The sequence below is a fragment of the Flavicella sp. genome (genome assembly GCF_029238425.1).
Lineage (GTDB): Bacteria > Bacteroidota > Bacteroidia > Flavobacteriales > Flavobacteriaceae > Flavicella.
This window is the reverse complement of sequence record NZ_JAQWGB010000015.1, coordinates 1-22615: the sequence shown is the minus strand read 5'-3', so window position 1 is coordinate 22615 and position 22615 is coordinate 1. Positions and strand designations below refer to the sequence as shown.

At 35.7% G+C, this 22615-nt stretch carries 14 protein-coding genes and 1 pseudogene; all 15 read right to left on the bottom strand.

Annotated elements, in window-relative coordinates:
- On the bottom strand, window positions 1–1401 hold the full coding sequence (locus P8H68_RS00815) for an arylsulfatase (protein ID WP_300320367.1): 1401 nt from the start codon (window positions 1399–1401) through the stop codon (window positions 1–3).
- Window position 1402: 1 nt separating this feature from the next.
- Window positions 1403–2758: a sulfatase gene (locus tag P8H68_RS00810; protein ID WP_300320363.1), complete on the bottom strand. Its 1356-nt coding sequence runs from the start codon at window positions 2756–2758 to the stop codon at window positions 1403–1405.
- 198 nt (window positions 2759–2956) lie between these two features.
- Window positions 2957–4723: a sulfatase-like hydrolase/transferase gene (locus P8H68_RS00805; protein ID WP_300320360.1), complete on the bottom strand. Its 1767-nt coding sequence runs from the start codon at window positions 4721–4723 to the stop codon at window positions 2957–2959.
- 158 nt (window positions 4724–4881) lie between these two features.
- On the bottom strand, window positions 4882–5877 hold the full coding sequence (locus P8H68_RS00800) for an L-rhamnose/proton symporter RhaT (RefSeq protein WP_300320357.1): 996 nt from the start codon (window positions 5875–5877) through the stop codon (window positions 4882–4884).
- Window positions 5878–5904: 27 nt separating this feature from the next.
- On the bottom strand, window positions 5905–6666 hold the full coding sequence (locus P8H68_RS00795; RefSeq protein ID WP_300320354.1) for an aldolase/citrate lyase family protein: 762 nt from the start codon (window positions 6664–6666) through the stop codon (window positions 5905–5907).
- 2 nt (window positions 6667–6668) lie between these two features.
- Window positions 6669–8123 (bottom strand): NAD-dependent succinate-semialdehyde dehydrogenase, encoded by a 1455-nt coding sequence (locus P8H68_RS00790; RefSeq protein WP_300320351.1) that lies wholly within the window; start codon window positions 8121–8123, stop codon window positions 6669–6671.
- A 14-nt stretch (window positions 8124–8137) separates the two neighbouring features.
- Window positions 8138–9295, bottom strand: coding sequence for a mandelate racemase/muconate lactonizing enzyme family protein (locus P8H68_RS00785; RefSeq protein ID WP_300320348.1), 1158 nt, complete (start codon window positions 9293–9295; stop codon window positions 8138–8140).
- 296 nt (window positions 9296–9591) lie between these two features.
- Window positions 9592–10038, bottom strand: coding sequence for a hypothetical protein (locus P8H68_RS00780; RefSeq protein ID WP_300320345.1), 447 nt, complete (start codon window positions 10036–10038; stop codon window positions 9592–9594).
- A gap of 10 nt (window positions 10039–10048) precedes the next feature.
- Window positions 10049–11812, bottom strand: a complete 1764-nt coding sequence (locus P8H68_RS00775; RefSeq protein WP_300320342.1) for a hypothetical protein — start codon at window positions 11810–11812, stop codon at window positions 10049–10051.
- A 16-nt stretch (window positions 11813–11828) separates the two neighbouring features.
- Window positions 11829–13607: a RagB/SusD family nutrient uptake outer membrane protein gene (locus tag P8H68_RS00770; RefSeq protein ID WP_300320339.1), complete on the bottom strand. Its 1779-nt coding sequence runs from the start codon at window positions 13605–13607 to the stop codon at window positions 11829–11831.
- Between the two features lie 15 nt (window positions 13608–13622).
- Window positions 13623–16700, bottom strand: coding sequence for a TonB-dependent receptor (locus P8H68_RS00765; RefSeq protein WP_300320336.1), 3078 nt, complete (start codon window positions 16698–16700; stop codon window positions 13623–13625).
- Between the two features lie 375 nt (window positions 16701–17075).
- On the bottom strand, window positions 17076–18689 hold the full coding sequence (locus tag P8H68_RS00760) for a sulfatase (RefSeq protein ID WP_300320333.1): 1614 nt from the start codon (window positions 18687–18689) through the stop codon (window positions 17076–17078).
- Window positions 18682–20601, bottom strand: a complete 1920-nt coding sequence (locus tag P8H68_RS00755) for an FAD-dependent oxidoreductase (protein WP_300320330.1) — start codon at window positions 20599–20601, stop codon at window positions 18682–18684. The genes P8H68_RS00760 and P8H68_RS00755 overlap by 8 nt, the downstream gene beginning before the upstream one ends.
- 10 nt (window positions 20602–20611) lie before the next feature.
- Window positions 20612–22105, bottom strand: a complete 1494-nt coding sequence (locus P8H68_RS00750; protein ID WP_300320329.1) for a sulfatase-like hydrolase/transferase — start codon at window positions 22103–22105, stop codon at window positions 20612–20614.
- A 141-nt stretch (window positions 22106–22246) separates the two neighbouring features.
- A pseudogene (locus P8H68_RS00745) lies at window positions 22247–22615 on the bottom strand (glycoside hydrolase family 127 protein); the annotation flags it as partial.

Sequence of the window (22615 nt, the reverse complement as noted above, 5' to 3'; positions counted from 1 at the left end):
CTATTTAAAAACTCCACCTGAGTTTGGATAATGTTCGTCTTTTACACTCTCTCTTTTTAAGATTTCGTTTGCCTTGGCAACTAATTTAGGATGCTTAGAAGAAACATCATGCTCTTCAAATAAATCGTTCTCTAAATTATAAAGTTCGGTATGATAATTATCTCCATATCTAACCGCTTTCCATTTACCAAATCTTGTCGCCTGTCTAAAACCTTTTACAGATCTCCCTTCTTGAATTTCCCAGTATAAAAAGTCGTGTTTTTTCTGTTTTCCACCTAACAATTCCGGAACTATTGAAATTCCATCTGTTTTATTTGGAACCTCTGCCTTACCAATTTCTCCTAAGGTTGGCATCATATCATAAAACGTAGAGGGATGATTACTTACACCTGGTTGTATTTTTCCTGGCCAATAAGCAATAAAAGGAACTCTAACTCCTCCTTCGTATACATCTCTCTTATATCCTTTTAAATTTCCTGAACTATTAAAAAACGTATAACTATGATGATTTTCATTTGTAGGTCCATTGTCACTAGAGATCAATATCAAAGTATTTTCTAATTCTCCATTTGCTTTTAATTTGTCAAACATTCTTTTGATTTGATCATCTAACATGGTAATTCTAGCCGCATGCCTTCTTTCAATTTCAGGCCACTCCTCTAAATGTTCGTTATACAAATCATTTTTACTTAGGAAAAATTCATGTGCATGCGGAATTCGGTATGACATATATAAGAAAAATGGCTTATCATCCGATTTAGAGTCTAAATAATCAAGGGCAAAATTTGTTCGAAATTCATCCAAACATTTGTAATTATTATAGTTGTAAAAAATTGAATCTTGATCATTATTTACCCAATGCACACGTTCGTCAATTTCTATTCCTTTTTCAGACTCACCCCATTGTTCCTGAACCGCATAATCAAATCCTCTTCCTTTTGCCCACGTACTCATATCTTCTGGAATACCTAGATGCCATTTACCAATCATCGCTGTTTGGTATCCTGAACCTTGCAACATTTCTCCAATGGTTTTTTCTGATTTTTTCAACGGAACACGATCATACTTATCAGCATATTGCCCTTTATTTCCTCGAATACCAACATGACCAGTATGCAAACCTGTCATCAATACCGCTCTTGAAGGTGAACAAACTGAAGTACCAGCATAAAAATCCGTAAAACGCATTCCCTCTGAAGCAATCTTATCTAAAAAAGGAGTTTTAATGACCTTTTGACCATAGGAACCTAGCTCACCATATCCTAAATCATCCGCCAATAAAAAAATGATATTCGGTTTTTTAAATTTATTTTTAGAAACAGAATTCTGCGTTTGTTCCTCTCCACAAGAAACTACTGCTATTAATACAGCAACTGCTAATACAACTTTTGTTACATTCATTTTATTTTTCTTTTAATTGTTCGGGACCAAAGGAAGGCACCGTCTTTTTCTCCCACTTTGCTAAACTTTTCTTTAATTTAGACTCTATTTTTAATCCTTTTCCTATAAGATTTTTCTCTTCAGATCTATCCTTTACCACATTATACAATTGATATTTCCCTGAGTGGTATTTTATCATTTTATAATCACCATTCGTGATAGATGCATATTGATCTTCATAACTTCTAAATCCAAAAAGATTTCTACTTTTAAGATCATTGCCTTTTAAAATAGGCATCAAGCTCATCCCATTAATTTGTTTATCCTTACATTTTTTACCAGAAGCTATCTCTACCAATGTAGGAAATACATCTATGGATTGTACAGGTGTATGACAAACCGTATTCGGCTTTGTTACACCTGGATAATAAATCATAAAAGGAACTCTTGCTCCTCCTTCAGCCAAAGTATCTCCTCCTTTTTTACCTCCTCTTAAAGGAGCATTAGAATACGCACCTCCCTGATCTGATAAAACTATAATAACCGTATTATCAGCAATACCTTTTTCCTCTAAAGCCTGTCTTACGCGCCCAACAGACTCGTCCATTGCTTCTACCATTGCATGATGATCCGCATATTTCCCTTTAAAACCACGTTCTTTATATTTTTTCAACAAATCTTTTCTTCCTACAGAAGGTCCATGCACAGAATAATACCAGAAGGATAACATAAAAGGATCCTTTTTATCATAGCCTTTTATAAAGTCCACCGCACCTGTTGTTAATTCGTCTGTTAGATAGTCTCCTTTTTTATATGCATCCATAAAATTTCTAGGATCTCCACCTTTAAAAAACGGGTAGTAATAACTTTTTGGATGCCCATGATCTGTAACTCCAAATTCTTGATCAAAACCTTGATCAATCGGATATCTACCATCATGTCCTAAATGCCATTTCCCAATAAACATATTGTAATACCCAAATTCTTTCAACCTTTCAGCATAAGTAATTTCTTCTAAAGGCAAATAATTTAGAGAAGGCATCTGAACAGGATCTGTTGGCCACATACCATATTTTGCATCTGGATTTTTAGGGTCTAAATGAATATGTCTAACCATTTGCAATCGCACCGCTTCTTTCCCCGTAAGCAAAGACAATCTACTCGGGCTACAAGTTGGCGTTGGAATATATGCTCTTTCAAAATCCAAACCTTCCGTTTTTAATTTGTCTAAATTTGGTGTTTCAAAAGAATCATTTCGATACCCTATATCACTCCAACCATAATCATCTACAAATAGCAATACGATGTTTGGTTTTTCTTGCGCTTTGATTGAAAAACTTCCAATAAGCAATCCAATAATCAATAAACATTTTTTCATTTTAAATACATTTTTATAATGCCTATCACGAAATACAGGCTTTCTAGTTAATTTTTTGTTTCTACAGGTATACGAAATGTTGCAGTGAGTAAATAATAGCTCTAGCAGATTAAAATAAAGGTATACCATTCTTTATTGTAAAAAAATATGGACATAAAGTTTCCTCTATATCCATATACTATTTAAACCATGAAGTAATTAAATTCCTTTTTCAATGTTAATTTTTTTTGTGAATTCATTTTTACCAGACATCACACGGACAATATAATTTCCTTCGGAAATTTCAGAGTCAATTGAAAAACCAAATTGGTTTTTATTACTAGACACAATGTTTTGTTCCACTTGCATCAGAGATCCATTTTCATCAAATAAATGTATCGAAACTTCTTCTGTAACTGAGCTATTGAACCCTAGTAAAAACTCATTGTTATTCATTGGGTTTTGATATAAGTATCCAGAATTCACTTCATCATTCCAAATATCAGATACTACTGATTGTGTAGGGAATGTTTTAGAAAAATTCGGCATCCCATTGGATTTCCATGCTTTTTCTAGTTTTCCGTTGTCAAAAAATTCGGGTTGAATATGGGTTTTTGACCACTCATGAGCTTCTTGTACCATTTCTTTTACCACATTTTTATGTGATGCACTCAAATTTTTTGTTTCTCCAATATCATTAGAGATATTGAACAAACTCCATTTTCCATTTCCTGAACTATACAATTTCCATTGATCTTTTCTTACACCTACCCTATTATTTGTAGCCGTATGCCTCATAGCAAAAATTGATTTCCCTTTACGTGCATTTTTATTCTTCACTACATCATCCAAGATATCTATTCCATCAATCACCTTATTTTTTGGAATCTCTGTACCCGCCAACGCTGCGAACATAGGATAGAAATCTAATGATGAAACTGGGTAATCATATACTTTCCCTGCAGGAATTTTATTTGGCCAATGCAAGAACATCGGAACTCTAAACCCTCCTTCAAAAGTATCCCCTTTACCACCTCTAAGTGGTGTATTTGTGGCCATACCTACTTTATCCGTTCTTCCTCCGTTATCACTTAAAAAAACGATCAAGGTATTCTCAAATTCTCCATTTTTTTTCAAAGCCGCAACTAACTCTCCAACACCTCTATCCAGAGCATACACCATGGCTGCATAAATTTGTCTTCTATCATCCTTATATTCGAAAGAATAAGGTTTTTCCTCTAGTGTTTTCTTGTCTTTTTCTTTCGCTTCTAAAATACTATGCGGTGCATTATAAGACATAAATAAAAGAAACGGATCTTCATCTTGCTCTTCAGATTTATTGATATACTCGACCCCTTTTTGAGAAAACCAATCTGTTAAATAAACATCTCTAGGTTCGTCTGCTAATTCTAAATTTTCTCTCAACGGACGATTGTAATCCCATTTATTCCCATTGGCATAAGCATCCAAATATTGAGAAGTAAAATAATTGTGTCCTCCTCCTAAAAAACCATAGAAATAATCAAATCCTCTTTCGTTTGGGTGGTACTGATGCTCTTCCCCTAAATGCCATTTTCCAATAAGTGCCGTTTTATAATTTGCATCCTGCAATACTTTACTAAAAAACACTTCATTGGTATCAATTCCTTTTTTAGAATCTTTTTTTAGATTGAATTGAGAACCAATTCCATGAGGATATCTTCCTGTTAACAAGCCTGCTCTACTTGGTCCACAAAAAGAATGCGCAACGTAAGCAGAGGTAAACATCGTACCGTTGGCTACGAGTTTATCCAAATTAGGTGTAACTATATCTACAGCACCATTAAAACCTACATCAGCATATCCTAAATCATCAGCCAAAATAAATACGATATTAGGTCGTTTTGGTGGCTTAAAAGCAAAACTAGATTGCACAACAAGCAATATCAAACTAAAAAAAGACAGAAACAAAAATCTTGAGTTCCCAATGGATTTAATACAATTCATCATAAAATATTATCGTTAATATCCACAAAATTAAAAGCAAGTTACGAAATGAAATAGTCGATTTTATTCCAAAAGATGCATTTCTTAACCCAATTTAAGCATATTCAAAAAAAAAGCCGAAGTATAAACTTCGGCTTTATATAAATATGTAACTTTTCTTAGTACCCCATCACTACAACAGCAATAATAATTACAAAGACACCTAAAAGCATAATATTAAAAGGCTTTTTAGCACCTTCCCATTCTTTATTTAAATAAGACCATACATTTCCTACAATAAGAGATAGCCCAAGCATAATTGGCCAAGCGATAACATCTCCAAGCCTACCCATTAAAGTTGCTCCTTGTCCATAGATCCCTAAAGCTCCAAACCATAAAAAGGCCGCGCCTATTGCCCATCCATAAGCTTTCCCTGAATCCGGTGTTCCAAAAGAACTCCAAGTATTATTTTTAAACAATAAGAAAATAGCATACGAAGCATTGATGGCAAATCCACCCCAAAGTACTACAACCCAAATGGCCAAACTACTATTTCTTGCTATTGCTCCTGCATTCTTTGCCAACTCACCTATCGCTTTTCCTTCGGAAAATCCAACTGCTAAATATGCTGAAAGAAAACCACTCAGAACCGCAATAATTAGTCCTACTTTCAAATTTACTTTTTCTCCAGAACCTCCTTGCAATTTATCTTTTAAAACTCCGGCATATGCCGTGATCGCAACACCAACAAGCATGATTACAACCCCACCGATAATAAATGGAAATTCCGGCATGGCGCTAGGATTCTCCATAGAGAATAAAGGGATCAATCCACCTGCAGCAGAACAAACTCCCATTACAATACCATAGGTAAGTGATATTCCAATATAGGGTACACTTTTCCCGAACAAAATTCCACCAACTCCCCAAAGGGCACCAAATGCCATTGCTGTTACAACAACTTCAGAAGGTGCTGAACTCAAGACATTAAATAAATCAGGTGTTACAAAATAAGCCCAAGCGCTTGGAATCAAAATCATTGCAACAGCTGAATGCACTAGCCACCAAGCTTCCCATTTCAAAGGGTTCATAAATTTCATTCCAAGTCCAAATGAACCTTGAAAAACACTTGCTACTATTACCAGTAAAAAAGGTAAAAACATAGATGATTCCATAATTATTGTTTAAGTTTTTTAGTTTAATTATTTAAGTTGACTGGTTATTTCCTTGAAAGCATTCATTACCAAACCGACATCCACGGCATAGGAAACATATTGCACACCAATATCACTCCACATTTTAGCCTTTTCTGGAGATTCTGTAAACGTTCCTACAGCTTTTCCATATTTTTTGGCTGTCTCAACAGCTTCTTTCATAGCATTCACCACTTTTGGATGATCTACTTCTCCTGGGACACCACAAGATTGAGACAGGTCATATGGTCCAAGAAATATGACATCAATACCATCCACCTGAACAATATCTGTCAAATTCTCAATTCCTTCCATTCCCTCAATATGAATAATAGTTGTTACCGTATTATTTGCCTTTCCAAAATGATCAGCACCTGTAATATTTGTATACTCCGCGGCTCTCACATATCGACACATACCTCTCTCTCCTTTCGGATAGAACTTAGTACTTTTGACTAATTTATCAGCATCTTCTTTGGTACATATTTGTGGTACCTGAATGCATCTCGCTCCAATATCTAGGGTTCTTAAAATAAGCGTTTCAGAATTTTCCGTCACCCTAACCACAGGTGTGATACCTTGAGCCTCTGCAGCACGAATCATGTTTTGGGTAGATTCAATTCCATAAGGACCATGTTCCATGTCAATAATGACAAAATCGAAGTTACTCAAAGCCGCTATTTCAACGATCGCTGGATCTTGCATTTTGCAAAACGGACCAAATACTGTTTCGCCTGCGGCTAGTTTTTTTTGTAGTATATTTTCTTTCATAATTACAATGCGGTAGACACACGTTTTTTAACTAAATAATCGTCCAATGCTAAATGCGAACAATCGTGTCCAATTCCACTATTTTTAATTCCACCATGAGGTAAGTAAATTGAATACTTAACTCCATTTATTTGGATTTCTCCAAATTCCAATTCCTCAGTAAATCTTTCTATTCTACTATGATTATTGGTAAATATGTAAGACGCTAATCCAAATTCTGTATCGTTTGCTAATGCCAATACTTCATCATCCGTTTCAAAACTCATCACACCCGCAACAGGTCCAAATGTTTCTTCTCTAAATAATTTCATATCAGGTGTCGTTCCAGAGACAATGGTTGGTTCTATCCAATTTCCATTTTCAGGTAAGTCAGTAGGAATGTTTCCTCCATATTCTAATATGGCTCCTTTAGATACAGCATCGTCAACCAAATCAAACATTCTGTCTCTATCTTTTCTAGACACAACTGGCCCCATAAACACATCGGAATTCTCTTTAGTTCCAAATCCTAATTTCAATTCAGAAGCACGCTTTACATATGCTTTTATAAATTTATCATAAATATTCTTATGCACAAAGATTCGGTTAGCAGCTACACAAATTTGACCTGAATTTCCAAATTTTAGTCCAATTGCTAGATCTAAGGCCTTGTCAAAATCTGCATCTTCAAAAACAATAAAAGGGGCATTACCACCTAATTCCATTCCTAGTTTCTTGATAGAAGTAGTACTTTCTGCAATCACTTTTTGACCTGTTGCAGTAGAACCAATCATCGTTAAAACTGCTGGAATTTTACTTGTAGTCATAGGCGTTGCTACTTCACTGCTAGATCCAGACAAGATATTCACCACCCCTTTTGGGAAATCAATATCATTTAAGATTTCTCCAATCATATAAGTCGATAATGGAGATAATGCTGAGGGCTTGATGATCAATGAACATCCTGCAGCCAAAGCTGGTCCCAGTTTAAAGCCAACATTTAACAAAGGAAAGTTCCATGCTAAATAAGCCACAGCAACTCCTGCTGGTTTAGAAATCATTTTATGGGTATGCGTATTTTCATAATCAGGAATTTGTTCTTCGCGCAAATTTTTCATTGCATTAGGATACCAGTCCAAAGCATTTACCACAGCCTCAATATCTTCTGCTGCTCCACCATAGGTTTTCCCCATTTCATGGACCATTGCAGTTTTTAGCTCATGTTCTTTTTCTAAAATTGCTGTGCGCAATTTCTGCATCCAAGCAGTTCTATCCGCTAAAGATAATTTAGACCAATATTTAAATCCAGCCTGAGCCGATTCTAAAGCTTTTAGAGCATCTTCTTTACCAGCTTCGGCAACTTGAGCAATCACCTCTCCGGTAGCCGGACAAATTACATCTGCTTTTTTACCCGATGCAGCATCAACTAATTCACCGTTTATATATAGTTTTTTGTAACCAAAGTTTTCTGTCTTCATAATACTTCAATAGTTTAAAGGATACTCGTTTTAATTTCACTTTTATTTACGGCATAACGTCTCAATACATCTTCATCAACATCAATCCCAAGTCCTGGTCTTTTTGGAACTTCTAACATTCCATCTTTCATTACAATAGAAGGAAACGTAAGATTTTCTCTTAATCCATTTTCCGTTTGATCGTATTCAATTAAGAAATTAGGTTGATACATTCTACCAGGTATTGATTCTATATTTGAAATAAAATGCAATGCCACGTGAATTCCAATAGAAGTCCCCCAGGTATGAGGAATCAAATCGATCCCATTTGCACTTGCCAAGGCTCCGATACGTTTTGCTTCTGTCAAACCTCCACTTGCACAAATATCCGGTTGTAAAATATCTACCGACTTATTTTTTATCAATTGATTGAAACCGAATCTTGTGTATTCACACTCTCCTCCTGCAATTGGAATGGTTGTCTTTGATTTCAGTTCATTATATTGTTCATAGAACTCAGGTGAGATTGGTTCTTCAAACCATCCGATGTCATATTTTTCAATTTTTCTCGACAATTCAGTCGCTTCTCTTAGGGTATATGCGTGATTCGAATCTACCATTAACTTTGCTTCCGGACCTAAAAGTTCACGCAACAACTTCACATACTTCACATCCCTTTCGATCCCCAATCCTACTTTCATTTTAAAAGCTTTGAAACCTTGAGATAAGTATAATTTAGCTTCCTTCTCAAAATCTCTTGCCGGATTGTCATGGTCCATATAATAAAACCCAGTTGCATAAGGTTGAATTTTATCTCTGTGTGCCCCTCCTAATAAGGTTGAAACTGGTAGGTTTAATATTTTACCTTTTAAATCCCAGATGGCAATATCCAAAGCACTTATAGAAGCCATCAATACTCCACGTCTTGCAAAGTCCAATGTTTTGCGATACATTTTATTCCAAATCACTTCATTCTCCAAAGGGTTTTCACCAATTACTGTTGACTCAAGAAACTTTATTCCAGATTCTAAAATAGTGGCGGGTCCATAACCTTCACCCCAACCGTGCTGACCATCTGAAGTAGTAACTTTAACCACACAAATACATCTTTCTGAATATTCCCATTGCGAGAAGAAAAAACTCTGAGAGAGCTTATCTTTCAAAATGAACGTTTCTATTTTCTCTATTGTCATCTCTTATAATTTTTCAAATCAACAGACTACTTTCTAGTCAATTTGTTATTTAATATATTCATAAAAGGCGTAACCGCCTATAATAGAAGTAAAATTACTCAAACACGGAGCTTTTGTTTTATCGAAAATTACCCCAATAAGAACCGATATTACCAATTTACGGGATAATTCTAAGATAGAAATTCTACCAACAATTGGTTGTCATTCTAATATCTCTACGTCTCGATAACATTTGACCATAAAAAAAGGTGTTTCTTATTTCTAAGAAACACCTTTCTATTATCTAATAAAATCAACTAATTATACACTTCATTTTCAGTCACTACAACTGTATGATTTGTAACATTTGTAGAACCATCAGGATAAGTTGCTGTGGCTTCCATAGAACCAGAACCATCAGATTTTAATGCAGTTATTACTCTAACTACGGAGAAGGTTTCAACAACATCTGAAACTGTTCTTTCTTCAGAAACTGTCCATTGAAATACATAGTCTGTATCTGTAGAAGTGTCTGCGTAATCACGAGTCTCAGAGCTGAACAAATTTACTTGCGTTATATAGTTCACCACTAAAGCTTTTTCTCTATAAACATTTATTTGATCTAGTTCACTATTACTAATGCTCGTAAGATTATAAACCGCTGTAGGCTTAATCCCTGAACTTGGGTACTTATTTTCTGGTTCACAAGCCATGAAAGACAAAGCTATCAGAAAAAACACTATACTATTTAATAATTTTTTCATCTTTTTAGTTTTATGGTCTTACCTCTACTTCTATAAATTCTAATTCGTCTATATACAATACTTGCTCTCCTGTAACCCCGGCATTATTACCACCTGGTAAAATCGCAGTATTATTTCGTTTCGCACCACCTGAGGCCCCGGTTAAATCTGAAGCTATTACTAAATCATTACTTGCTCTAACTCGAACCCATTGCCCTTTAGCGATAGAAGAAATATCAAATTTTGCATAGTTTTGATTTGGTCCAAACCCAAATGTAAGCTCGTTAATAGTAGTTTGTGGTTCTACATAAATCCAGTGGAAAACCCTATAAGTACCCGCTGGAATTCCATCGGGACCATCTGCCAATCCAAATCCATAAAGTTGTAAAGTATGCAGCTCCGTAGCTTCGGCTGGTATTTCGTATTTCATACTTGCTCCACCAGCATAAGCTCTAAATTCAGATCTAGCCCAAATTTCGTTACCTGCTCCATATCTCCAGTTTCCTGTTGCACCTCCTCCTCCAGGCATCCAATATTTATTGGTTGCGAATGCATTTGTATGATTACCTCCTGACGGTTCAAAACTAGCAAGAGAATTCGCTGGAAGGATGCTATTGCCATAATGCATCGCTACTACTTCAGGTCCAAACGCTTGTAAAACTCGATTGTCTGCAGAAGTTATGGCTCCATTCCCATCATAAGAAAGTTCAACGGTATCACTATTGTAAATAGGTTGAGAAAGTTTTACTTGCATAAAAATTGGATTCTCATCATTTACTCTTACAGATTCTACCGGCACCACTTGGTCAAACCCATTTGGATTTGTTACTCTAGCACTAAAATTCCCTTCTTTTCCAGAAAAAGGAGTCAATTCTCCATTTACTCTAAAAGATATCAATTCATTCTCATCTTCCGTTAAAACACCATCAAAATTAAATGGTTGAGTCGACTGAACCACTTTTACTTTCAATGGAATTAATTTTTCACGATTTGATGTAGGCAGTGGCGCAACTCTTAATGAACGAAAAGAACCAACGTTAAAAGTTCCAAGTTTATAAAAGTTGATGTTTACTGGCTGTGCAGCTGACGCTCTGCTAGGAACACCATCGGCAACAAACCAAGTTCCTCCATTCGGTCTTCCTTGCGTAGAATTATCAATAAATGTCAACCCAGTAGCAGCTTCTACTTCAACCACATCCCAATTTGCCTGATCAGCCAAACTCGGGTTATCTGATTCCGTAATCGTTAAAACAGTTGTTCCTTCTTTTTCAACTGTAAAAGCAGGATTTAAATAATCATAAATATCAAAAACAAATTCAACTTTGTAAGTATATTCTCCATTTTCTTGAGTCATTTCTTCTTTTACATAATCTTCATACGTATCACTCATATTTGAGGAAACTTCTGTATCAAATGTATTGATCAAAGTCACCTTGTTTTCTCCCGGAGTTCTGAATAAAACATGTGCTTTATCATTTGTAGATGTTGTTCCTAAATTAGAATCAATAAACAACGGCAATGAATCATTTTGAGTAAAACCTTCATTTAAAAAATGATTTCCTTCTTGAAGTATCCATTGAGAACTATTGGCTCCTTGAGCTAAATTAAAAAAAGAAATACTCGAATCCGCATTCAAAGAAAACTGTGAATCCGCTCCCACTAATGGATTTAACCCCGCCAGCCAAGAAACATCTTCAAAGTTGTCTTGAGGTGCAGTATAATCTGCATACTCTTCGCCACAGCTCACAATAAAAAGCGAACTTAGAGAAAGTAATAATAATTTTATATTTTTCATCTTCATAATTTTATAATTAGTCAATTGAACGATTCGTACTAGTTTCATCGAATGGAATTGGGAATGTTCCATGTTTATCTTCACTATAGTTCAAGAAAGGCGTATTATACTCATAATCAACCGTCAAGTAAAAACCAGAAGTTGGTTGCGTTGCTACAACACTTGAGTTATTGTTTCTTGTAGCTACCTGCTCTGTTTCCCAATTATAATATGAAATATTAACTCCATAAAACACAGAGGTTGCCAGCTCTCCCAATCTATCTTTGAAACCATAATTATCACTCTTTTTCCACCTTTGGAAATCTAAAAATCTTATATTATGACCTTCTACACTTGTTTCCAATGGTTTTTCAACACGCATCAAATGCTGCATTAATGAATTTTGGTCGTACGGTAACTCGTCGTAAGTATGGGCAACATCACCGTTTGGCATTCCGAGTAAAACTAACCCCCATCGCTTGCGGATATCATTGATTAATTCTAAGGCACTATCCACATCTCCAGTTTTTATCAAACACTCCGCTTGCATCAAGAAAACATCTGACAACCTATTAAGCACAATATTTTTAGAAGAATAAGCTTGACCTCCCGGCAGTTCTCCTTCTGTACTTACAATATCATCATTGGTGTAAATTTTCCACCAACCGTACCCCCAGTTGGCTCCTCCAAATCTACCATATTGACTCGTAGTACCATCTTGGTAATAAATTGTTTCATTGTCGTCAATTACAGCCATTATCGAAGAACATCTCAATGGAACAGTACGTAAAGCAGTTGAACCATTTTGGTCTATATAATAATTGTCTGCATTTAAAGGGTCCATAGGTTCCGTTTTGTATGCATTTACGGCCCATGCAGGAGCTACAGCCGATTTAGTTTGAGCTGTACGCACATTTACCCAGTTTGTACCTGAATCTCCTTCCCAAGGAGCCAAATCTAATCTAGCCTGCTCTGGAGCAAAGTTGATTTCAAAAATAGATTCGCTATTAAACTCACCAGCCGTTGTGAACATTTTCGACAAGTCCGTTTCTAATGAATAACCATGATTCTGAATTACATCAGAAAAATACGTCATCGCTGTTGTATAATCCAATTCGTACAAATAAGAAGTTCCTAATATGGTTGCAGCAGCACCCGAAGTTGCTCTACTTAAATCTCCATCAGGATACTCTCCGTTTTTGTATAAATTATCGTAAGCAAATTCCAAATCCGCTCTTAAAAAATCTAAAACTTCTTGCTTAGATGATAATCCTTTTGCAAAATCTTCACTTGTTACAGGGACTTTATCTCGTATAATAATGCTACCATTGTTATAACTAGTAGTTAAATAAAAATGAAATAATCCTCTAAAAAATCGAGCCTGGGCCATTTGAGATTTATACTCTGGTAAATCACCGAAAGTTAACTCTAAGCCTTTAAGTGCCTCAATTACCTGATTTGCTCTAAAAATCCCTAAATAACAGTTTTGCCATTTTCCTAATACCATTTCAGAACTTGCAGTATATAAGTGCAAATAAGATTCTTCCGTATTAGTAGGGTTTGGTCTACCATATCCTGGATAGCCCATATCTGATCTTAAAATTTCTTCAAACTTGTGTAACAAATCATTTCTATGTAAAGTTTGATACACTGTATTCAGTGTTGCTCCTGTCTCATTCAAGTTTGTCCAATACGTATCTGTAGATATTAAATTTGGATTTTCTTGATCTAATTCTACTATTGACGTAATTTCACATGAGTTCAGGAAACCCAGTGTTAATAGTAGTAATGTATATTTTGATATTAGTTGTCTCATTACAAGTAAATTAAATTAAAAATCGAAGTTCACACCCAACATCCACAATTGAGAAATCGGTCCTGTATTCTTGTCAAGTCCTCTTGCTGCAATTCCTCCACCAATCTCAGGATTGTAACCCGAGTATTTCGTAAATGTCAAAGGGTTTTGAGCTCTTACATAAAAACGTAGTCTGTTTACATCCCACTTGTTAACTATCTTTTTAGGAATACTGTATCCTAAAGAGATTTGTCTTAATCTCAGGTAGGAGCCATCTTCTAAGAATAGATCAGAATAACCTGTATAATTTGGGTGTCTTCTAACATCATCTCTATAAGATGGAATTGATGATGTTGGATTGCCATCTTGCCATTGGTAAACTAAATCTTTATGTCTCCCAAATCCATATGCATATGCGTTAAAACCATTCATGACTTCTTGTCCGATTGCCGCGTACCAGTTCATCGAGAAATCGAAACTTTTCCAGTTGGCATTGAAAGTATATCCAATTTCATAATCAGGCAATCCACTTCCACTGTAAACTCTATCATTTACGTCCAACTGGTTGTCACCATTTTGATCGATAAATCGAGTATCTCCCATCCTAGCATTTGCATTAATTTTTTGGTATTCTGCTAATTTTTCTTCTGTATCAATAATTCCATCTGTTCTCCATAAGAAGAATGCTGCAGCTTCATGACCTACTGCCAATGCTGTCACCCTTGACTGTTGTGGAGCTCTTGAAACCAAACCATTATCATTGGTTAACATAAACTCCGTATCTCCATCAATTCTAGTGATTTCGTTATGATTTGTAGAAAAAGTGGCATTCATTCTATAGTTTACCTTACCAGCACGTCCTCTAAACCCTGCAGTAAACTCTAGACCACTATTAATCATATCTCCCACGTTCAGCACCACTTGAGCATTGTTACCACCACCAGTTGATGGAGGGATAAATACTGGAAACAACATGTCTGACTTATCTGAATGATAATATTCAGCCGCGAAAGTCAATCTGTTTTTAAATAAGCCTAAATCAACACCAATATTTCTTTGTGTAGTTGACTCCCATTTTACTTCTTTATTTACATAATCCGTTTGAGCAGCTCCTAAATTCACTCCTCCATTTGAAGTATGATAATTTAAATCTTGAGTAATTCCGGCAGCAAATGCATAAGATTGAATTCTATCAACTCCCACGGTACCTTGACTTACTCTAAATCTAAAATTGTTAATCGTATTTTTGTTCCACCAATTTTCATCTGAAATATTCCATGCTAAAGCTAGGGAAGGGAAAGTTTCAAAATGATTTTTTTGGAATTTTGAAGAACCATCTTTACGTACACTTGAGCTTAATATATACTTGCCTTTGTATGCATATTGAAGTCTTCCAATCATCCCAATTCTAGTATCAACCCAATCAAAACCCGAAGAAACTGCCTGTGTTCCTGTAGCTCCGTCTAATACTGATATATTTGGATTTGTCGCTCCATTTCTTCTTGCAGTAAACGCTTCACTTCTACTTTCTTCAGCAGTAATAAACCCTGTAAAGGTCAAATCATGGTCTTCTTGAATTACTTTATTATAGGTAACTCCTATTTCTCCAACAACATTCGTACTGAATCTAGTTCTCATATCAATATAACTATCCTCTGGTTGACTTTGTAGTCTTGGAGGGTTCTGAGTATTGTAAATCTCAGTATATGGTCTAACTATTTTACCAATTGTATTATTTGTAGTTAATCCGAAATTACCTGCAAGAGAAAGACCGTCAATCAATTCGTAATTTAAGTTTAACGAAGCATTTGCTCTAGTCCCTTTTTCTACATTGGTAGTTTGTAAACTTTCAATAACCCAACCCAATCTATTCACATCATCTCCTCCTTGACTTAGGTCATCATATCCATCCACGTCAATACCATTTTGCGTTGGTCTGTATACTATAGATTGTGATAATAAAAACCCTTGAGGGATATCTCTTTTACTTGTTTGTAAAGCAACACTAGATTGTATTCTTAATTTGTTTTTCTTATAAACCGTATTAGCTCTTATATTCATTCGCTGAAATCCAGAATTTATCTGAAGTCCCTCTTGATCATAGTAACCAAGGTTTACGTTATAAGTAATATCTTCTGTACCACCTGATACATTTATGTTATAATTTTGAGTAGGAACATCTTGTTTAAAAATCAAATCATTCAAATTCGTTTCGTTTTGAAATTGATTTGTTTGTTGTTTGATTTGTAGACTAACTTCATCATCAAATGCCCCTTGGGTATTTCTACTTTGAATAATATCTGCATAGGTTTGCTCTACGGAATTCATCAAGGGAATAGCAGAATTTCTATGTTGAATACCATAACTTGCGTTCATACGCACTTGTAAAGAACCCGGTTTACCTTGCTTCGTAGTAATTAAAATCACCCCGGTTGCCCCACGAACTCCATAAATAGCAGTGGACGCAGCATCTTTTAAAATATTGATCGTCTCAATTTCTGAAGGTGGAATATTAGGATCTCCATCTTGTACAATTCCATCCACTACATATAATGGAGTATTATTACCTGACAAAGATGTAATCCCTCTAATTAAAATAGATGACTCTCCACCTGGTTCAGAAGAAGCAACAACATTTACACCAGCTGCCTGTCCTTGAAGAGCTGAAGCCAAATCTGGTGTTTGTACCGAAGTAATATCAGCTGCTTTCACTTGTGTTACGGCACCTGTAATTTCCTTTTTCTTTACCGTACCATATCCAATCACTACTACTTCCTCTAATTCATCTACACCAGGAGTCATCGCAGTGCTTATGTTATTTCCTTTGACTGTAATTTCTTGATCAGCCATTCCCATATAACTGAATTTCAAAACTTCTCCTTGCTGCGCTTCAATAGTGTAAGCCCCGTCAAAATCAGTTGTTACACCAATGGTTTTCCCATCTCGTTCTATGGTTACGGAAACCCCGGGTATAGGACCTCCATCCTCTAATCCGGTTACAATTCCTTGAACCATTGCCTCTTGATCTTGAGCCGATACATTAAAGCTCAGAGTCAAAAGAATGAAAAAAATTGAATAGCTCAATTTCCCCCTTATATTAAATTTTTGTTTCATTTTCATTTTGTTAAGTATTGGTATTAGTTTACTTATTTATAGATTCTTTTGTATTCCTACCCTCTTTTGAAGGATTGCAAACACACGATAAGTCTAAAACATGTTTCACTCATAGATTTCATTGATTTTTGAGTTATTAAAAAGGTTGTTGACTACTTTCAGCTTCACTTTCACCATAAACAATCCGTCGATATATCTATTATTTAAAAGGCATTCTCTAAGTAACTCTGTAAAATTAACAGTTAGTTAACTTTTCAAAACCCATTTTTTTACCCCATCATTAATCTATTTTACCCTAGCATGAATTGTTCTAAATTAAAACGAAAAAAAAGCATCTATTAAATAGATGCTTTTTTAGAATTACAGCAAGGTCAACTACCAACCTTTTTTGTATTGTTTCATTAATTTTTTGAGTCGTTTAGGATTCTCTTGAGCTATATTCATGGTCTCTCGGGGATCCGTTTTATGATCATATAATTCTATCCATATTGGAGGAGCCTTTTTATCCTCTATATTTTCCCAAACAATCAATCGATACCTATCAGTTCGCATCGCATATCCCATTAATTTGTTTTCAAACAACTCTCTATCCCAATTATCTTTTTGTTGCTTTTTAATTCTCTGTTCTACTTCTTCAATCAAGGGACCAAAATAAGTTTCTCTCATGGCTGGTCTTAAGGGGTAGGCACCCCATTCACGTAAAGCAGGAGTCGGAAACTGACTAAACGCGGCCTTTTTCCATTTTTTTTTAGGATGATTTAAAAGAGGTACAAAGCTTTTTCCTTCCAACGTTTTGGGCACTGGAAACTCTGCCATCTCACATAAGGTAGGATACATATCTACTAACTCAACCAAAGCATCCGTTTTTTTTCCTTTGTGTTTGTCTTTTATCTGAGGTGTGGAGATAATTAAAGGAATCCTCGTGGCAATTTCATAATTGGTAGCTTTTCCCCAAATCCCTTTATCTCCAAGGTGCCACCCATGATCACTCCAGACAATCACTATCGTATTTTCTCGTTCACCGGAAGCATCCAATGCTTCTAACATCTTACCTATTTGAGCATCTACATAACTAACGCAGGCTAAATAGGCATGTTTTAAGGTTTTTGCTAACTCCTCATCAATCTTACCTTCTTTCGGTATGCCATGACGAACTCTTAATTCAAACGATGGGTGTAAACCCATTTCAGCACCATTCAAAGCTCCATGCTCATCTTTTGTCAAAGGAATCTTTTCTCTATCATACAAATCCCAATACTTCTTGGGTGATGTCCAGTTCAAATGAGGTTTATGAAATCCTAATCCTAAAAAGAAAGGCTTGTTCCCTTCTTTTAAAATTTCTCTCATAGAAGCAATTGCCAGTTCGGTATTGTAACCATCTGCATAGGCATTATCGGGTACATCCGCGGATTCGTAAGCAGGCCCACTTGCCAAACCAAATTTTGCCACTTGTCCGTACTTTGCGAACATTTCTTTTCTATAAGATTCTTTTATATTCTGATTTTTAATCGTGTTAAACCCTAATGGTTTCTTAATTCCTTTGGCCTCCATTGAATCCAATGCCGGCTGTCGGTTCCAAGATAATTTATCATCTCTATCTCCATGATGAAATATCTTTCCACAATACAATGCCTCATAACCATTATTCGCAAATAATTGAGGCAAGGTAACGACTTGCGGATTTGCTTCTCTAAATTTTATATAATTATGATATACGCCACTAGTTTCGGGTCTGATTCCCGTAAGAATACTAGCTCTTGAAGGTCCACAAATAGCCTGTTGACAATAGGCTCTTTCAAACAACAAGCCCTCACTTGCCAATTTATCCAAATTGGGAGTCACCACAATTTCAGAACCATAACAACCTAATTCTGGGCGAAGATCATCAATCCCAATAAATAAAATATTAGGTTGCTTTTTTGATTGAGCCGTAACAAGATATATACCACACAAAACAACAAACGATAAAACAAATTTTATTTTAAGCATAACATCTAATTTCAAAAAGTTTAGCCGTTTCAGCTCCATAAGTTTCTGACATATTCACACGAATGGCGCTAACTTTTGTACTTTCAAAATTAAACTTGATCAGCCTTGTTCTATTGTTTAAAATTTCTTCCATTATTTTCCACTCTCCCTCTACCCGTACTTCCAAATCCAATTTCTTAAGCAATTCTACAGGTACATGATTTGCAAAGGTTTCATTATTCTTACTATCCTTTCTCATCATGATATTCTTTTTTACGTTGGTATCACATTTCAATTCAACAGCAGATAATTGGACCGGAGTCTCCCATTCCATTTGAATATTAGCAGGCAAACTTTCCGATTGCCAATGATTTATTTCACCATTAAAATCTCTAGAAATCCCATTGGTTAATTTTTTAGCATCCCCCGTTTTAGTTGTAGATCCAAATAGAACCGTTGCTTTTTGCGCTAAATCATTAGCATCATTTGCAGGACGGTTTGGAATAAAGGCATCATCTCTAAGAAGTTGTTCTTGTAATTCATTGATATACTCTTCTGCTACTTTTCGAGGTGTTACATTTTTTTTGACACAGATACTAGCAGCGGTTCCAACGGCCTGTCCCATAAGTGCACAAGTTCCCATTACCCTAGAGGATGAAAGTGCAATATGTGTCTGACTAATATTTCTACCTGCAAATAGTAGATTGGCAATATTTTTAGAATACAAACTTCTATATGGAATTTCATAAACCTTATCAAAATAAGCATGAAAATAACTTGGTGGATGCGTAATATTTTCAATTCCTCCCCAGTTATGTTCATCCAAAGACCAACCTCCATAAGCCACAGCATCTTCAAAATGTCTGTGCTCCGTTAAATCCTTCTCAGACAAAATAAAATCCCCAACGAAACGACGTGACTCTCTTCTACCAGGAATGGATTGTACCCAATCCAATGCATAATTGTCGGCTTCAGGAAATTTACCCGAGTTTTTAATATAATCCCAAACACCATGTAAGTGCCCCATCAATCGTTCTCTATTTTCTTCTTGTTCTGCAATAATATCTCCTTTACTACCAACTTCTACCCACCATATTCCACCTTCAAATCCTTTAATTTTCCTTTTAGGATGGGCATTTTCATAGTCATATTTGATCACATAGGAAGGTGCTTCATATGGCATTGGTTTTCCCATATCCTTAGACGACATCAATAAGGTAGCTCCCATTTGCCATCCATCGGCTTCTTTCGGAGCATATTTTTCATCAAATTCAGCAGAAGCCTCTCTCCCGGTTCTAAAGTCAGCACCCGCCGAAGCAGCCATCATTCCATCTCCTGAACAATCAATAAATTGTTTTGCGTTGATGGTAAATTCCGTTTCAGTTGTCAGTTGCCAACAAATAGCTGAAACAATGGTATTCCCATCCATTATTGCCTCATTTGCCTGGGTATTTAGCATCAAATCTAAATTATCTTGCTTTACGATATAATCATACATCACATGATCAAACACTGGGTAGGCTTCTTGAGGATTCCTAAATCTGTTATGTAATAAGATTTCCTCTATCACCCCTGTTTCCCTTTCAGGAAGTCCATTTGGTTTTAAGTGAGTCACACCATTTACATGCACACGCATTTCACTAGATGCATTCCCTCCTAAAACAGGTCTGTCTTGAATTATAACAGTTTTTGCACCATTTCTTGCTGCAGAAACAGCAGCACACATTCCTGCCAATCCGCCACCTAAAACAGCCACATCATAACTTAAGGTTTTCCTCCTTTTAATATCTTTTTTTGTAGAAGTCTTATCGTCTGTATTTGAACCTTTTACTTCCGTTACACCCCTAGTGATGTCACAAGCGTTTACCACAGGAATCAATCCTGCTGCTAAAACTCCTTTGGTTCCTTTTTTAAAAAAATCTCTTCTTTTCATCCTTTATAATTTATCTCTTTGAAGCCGAATTTTGTAACATATCCACTTCAAAAGTTTCTTTAAACTGAGGCATTCTTCCATCTTCCCACAATTCTTCATCTTTGGCAGAATAATACCACATTGGTTTTATGAAAGAGTGCGTCCATTCTTCAATTTCTTGAATCATATCTTTCATTTTTTCTGGATATCTTTTTCCTAGATTTTTCTTTTCTCCTTTATCCTTGTCAACATCAAACATCAACCATGGTTCATTGCCCATTCTTGTCACTTTTAAACTTCCTTTTCTACCTGCCACATCACAGTAACCATGTCTATATCTTAAAGCATAAATCATCTCATTAGGTCTTGCATCCTCACCCGCTATTACAGCTGGCAAAATATCCTTACCTGATAACACTTTATCTTTAGGAAGTTTCGCATTTGCTGCATTTAAAAAGCTAGGATATAAATCCAATGCCGACACTGGGTAATCATAGATTTGCCCTCCTTTTAATTTAGCTGGCCAATGCACAAACATTGGGACTCTAAATCCGCCTTCCCAAGTATCTCCCTTAGTTCCTTTCAAAGGAGCATTATTTGCACCATGATCAAAATTACCACCATTATCACTTAAGAAAACTATGATGGTATTTTCTAATTGATTAGTTTCCTTTAGTGCGGCAACTATTTCTCCAACACCTCTATCCACAGCATACACCATTCCAGCATAGGTTCTTCTATCTTTATCTTTAATTGAATTGAAAACCTCCATATCTTCCGTTTTTGCTTCTAACGGAACATGCGGAGCATTATATGCTAGATAAGTGAAAAATGGTTGTTTATTTTTCTTAGCCAGTTTAATAGTATTTACTGTTTCTCTTGACAATGCATCTGTTATGTACTCAGTCTCTCTGACCTCTTTTCCGTTATGTTCTAAGGGAAATACATAATCTCTAATTATTTTAACACCTTGCTTCTTTTGACTTTCATACACCTTTCTATACTTAGATGGAAAATAATTATGTCCTCCTCCTAGAAATCCATAGAAATTATCAAATCCTCTTTTATTTGGATGAAATTTTGGAGAAGCCCCCAAGTGCCATTTTCCTATTACAGATGTATAATACCCTGCTTCCTGTAAAGCTTTTGGCATAAAAACCTCACTTGTTGTTACCCCCATATTATCCGCATCCGACTCACTTGAATTAGAATGCAAATTAAAAGGTGCTCCGACTTGATGTGGATATCTCCCTGTCATCAACGCTGCCCTACTTGGACCACAAAAAGAATGGGCTACATACGCTGAGGTGAATATGGTTCCATTTACTGCTAATTTGTCCATTTCTGGAGTAATGATATCTGTAGACCCATTAAAACCAACATCAGCATAGCCTAGATCATCACATAAAATAACTAAGATATTTGGTGGAGTACTTTTATTGGATTTTTCCGTAGCATTTGACCTACAAGCTGAGGTTACCAGCAACACTATAACTGCAAGATGAATTGACTTAAGTAATTTCATTTTTTATTTTTTTCAATGAGTTTTAAAGATATCGCATTTATCAGATAAACTTTTCCTCTATTTATCCATAAAACACTCCAATTTTATCTAAAAAAAAAGCACTGCCAATCGACAGTGCTTTCCTATATTTTAGATTATTATTTACTCCCAAACAACTGGCAACCAAACAGACATTTCACTTACGCCTCTATTTGCCCAAGCAAAATAAGGAACAAGTTGCACTTGTTTTGAATCCCAACTAGGTTTTGATATTTCTCTGTACATCCCTGGAGCATTATCCTTACGTAATTTCAATTCTCCTGAAATTGTAGATATCCCTCCTAAAAATTCAGGTTTATAAGTGGCAGTAAGATTTGATTTAAGAGGCAAATAAACATCCAGCACATCAGTGTTTTTTGGCAAATCCGGTGTTTCAACACAATAAACCACAGGTCCTCGTTTTACTGCTGCTTGATTTCTTACTTCTTCGATTAAAGGATTCCCTTCCAATAATTTAATATCCATTGGCAT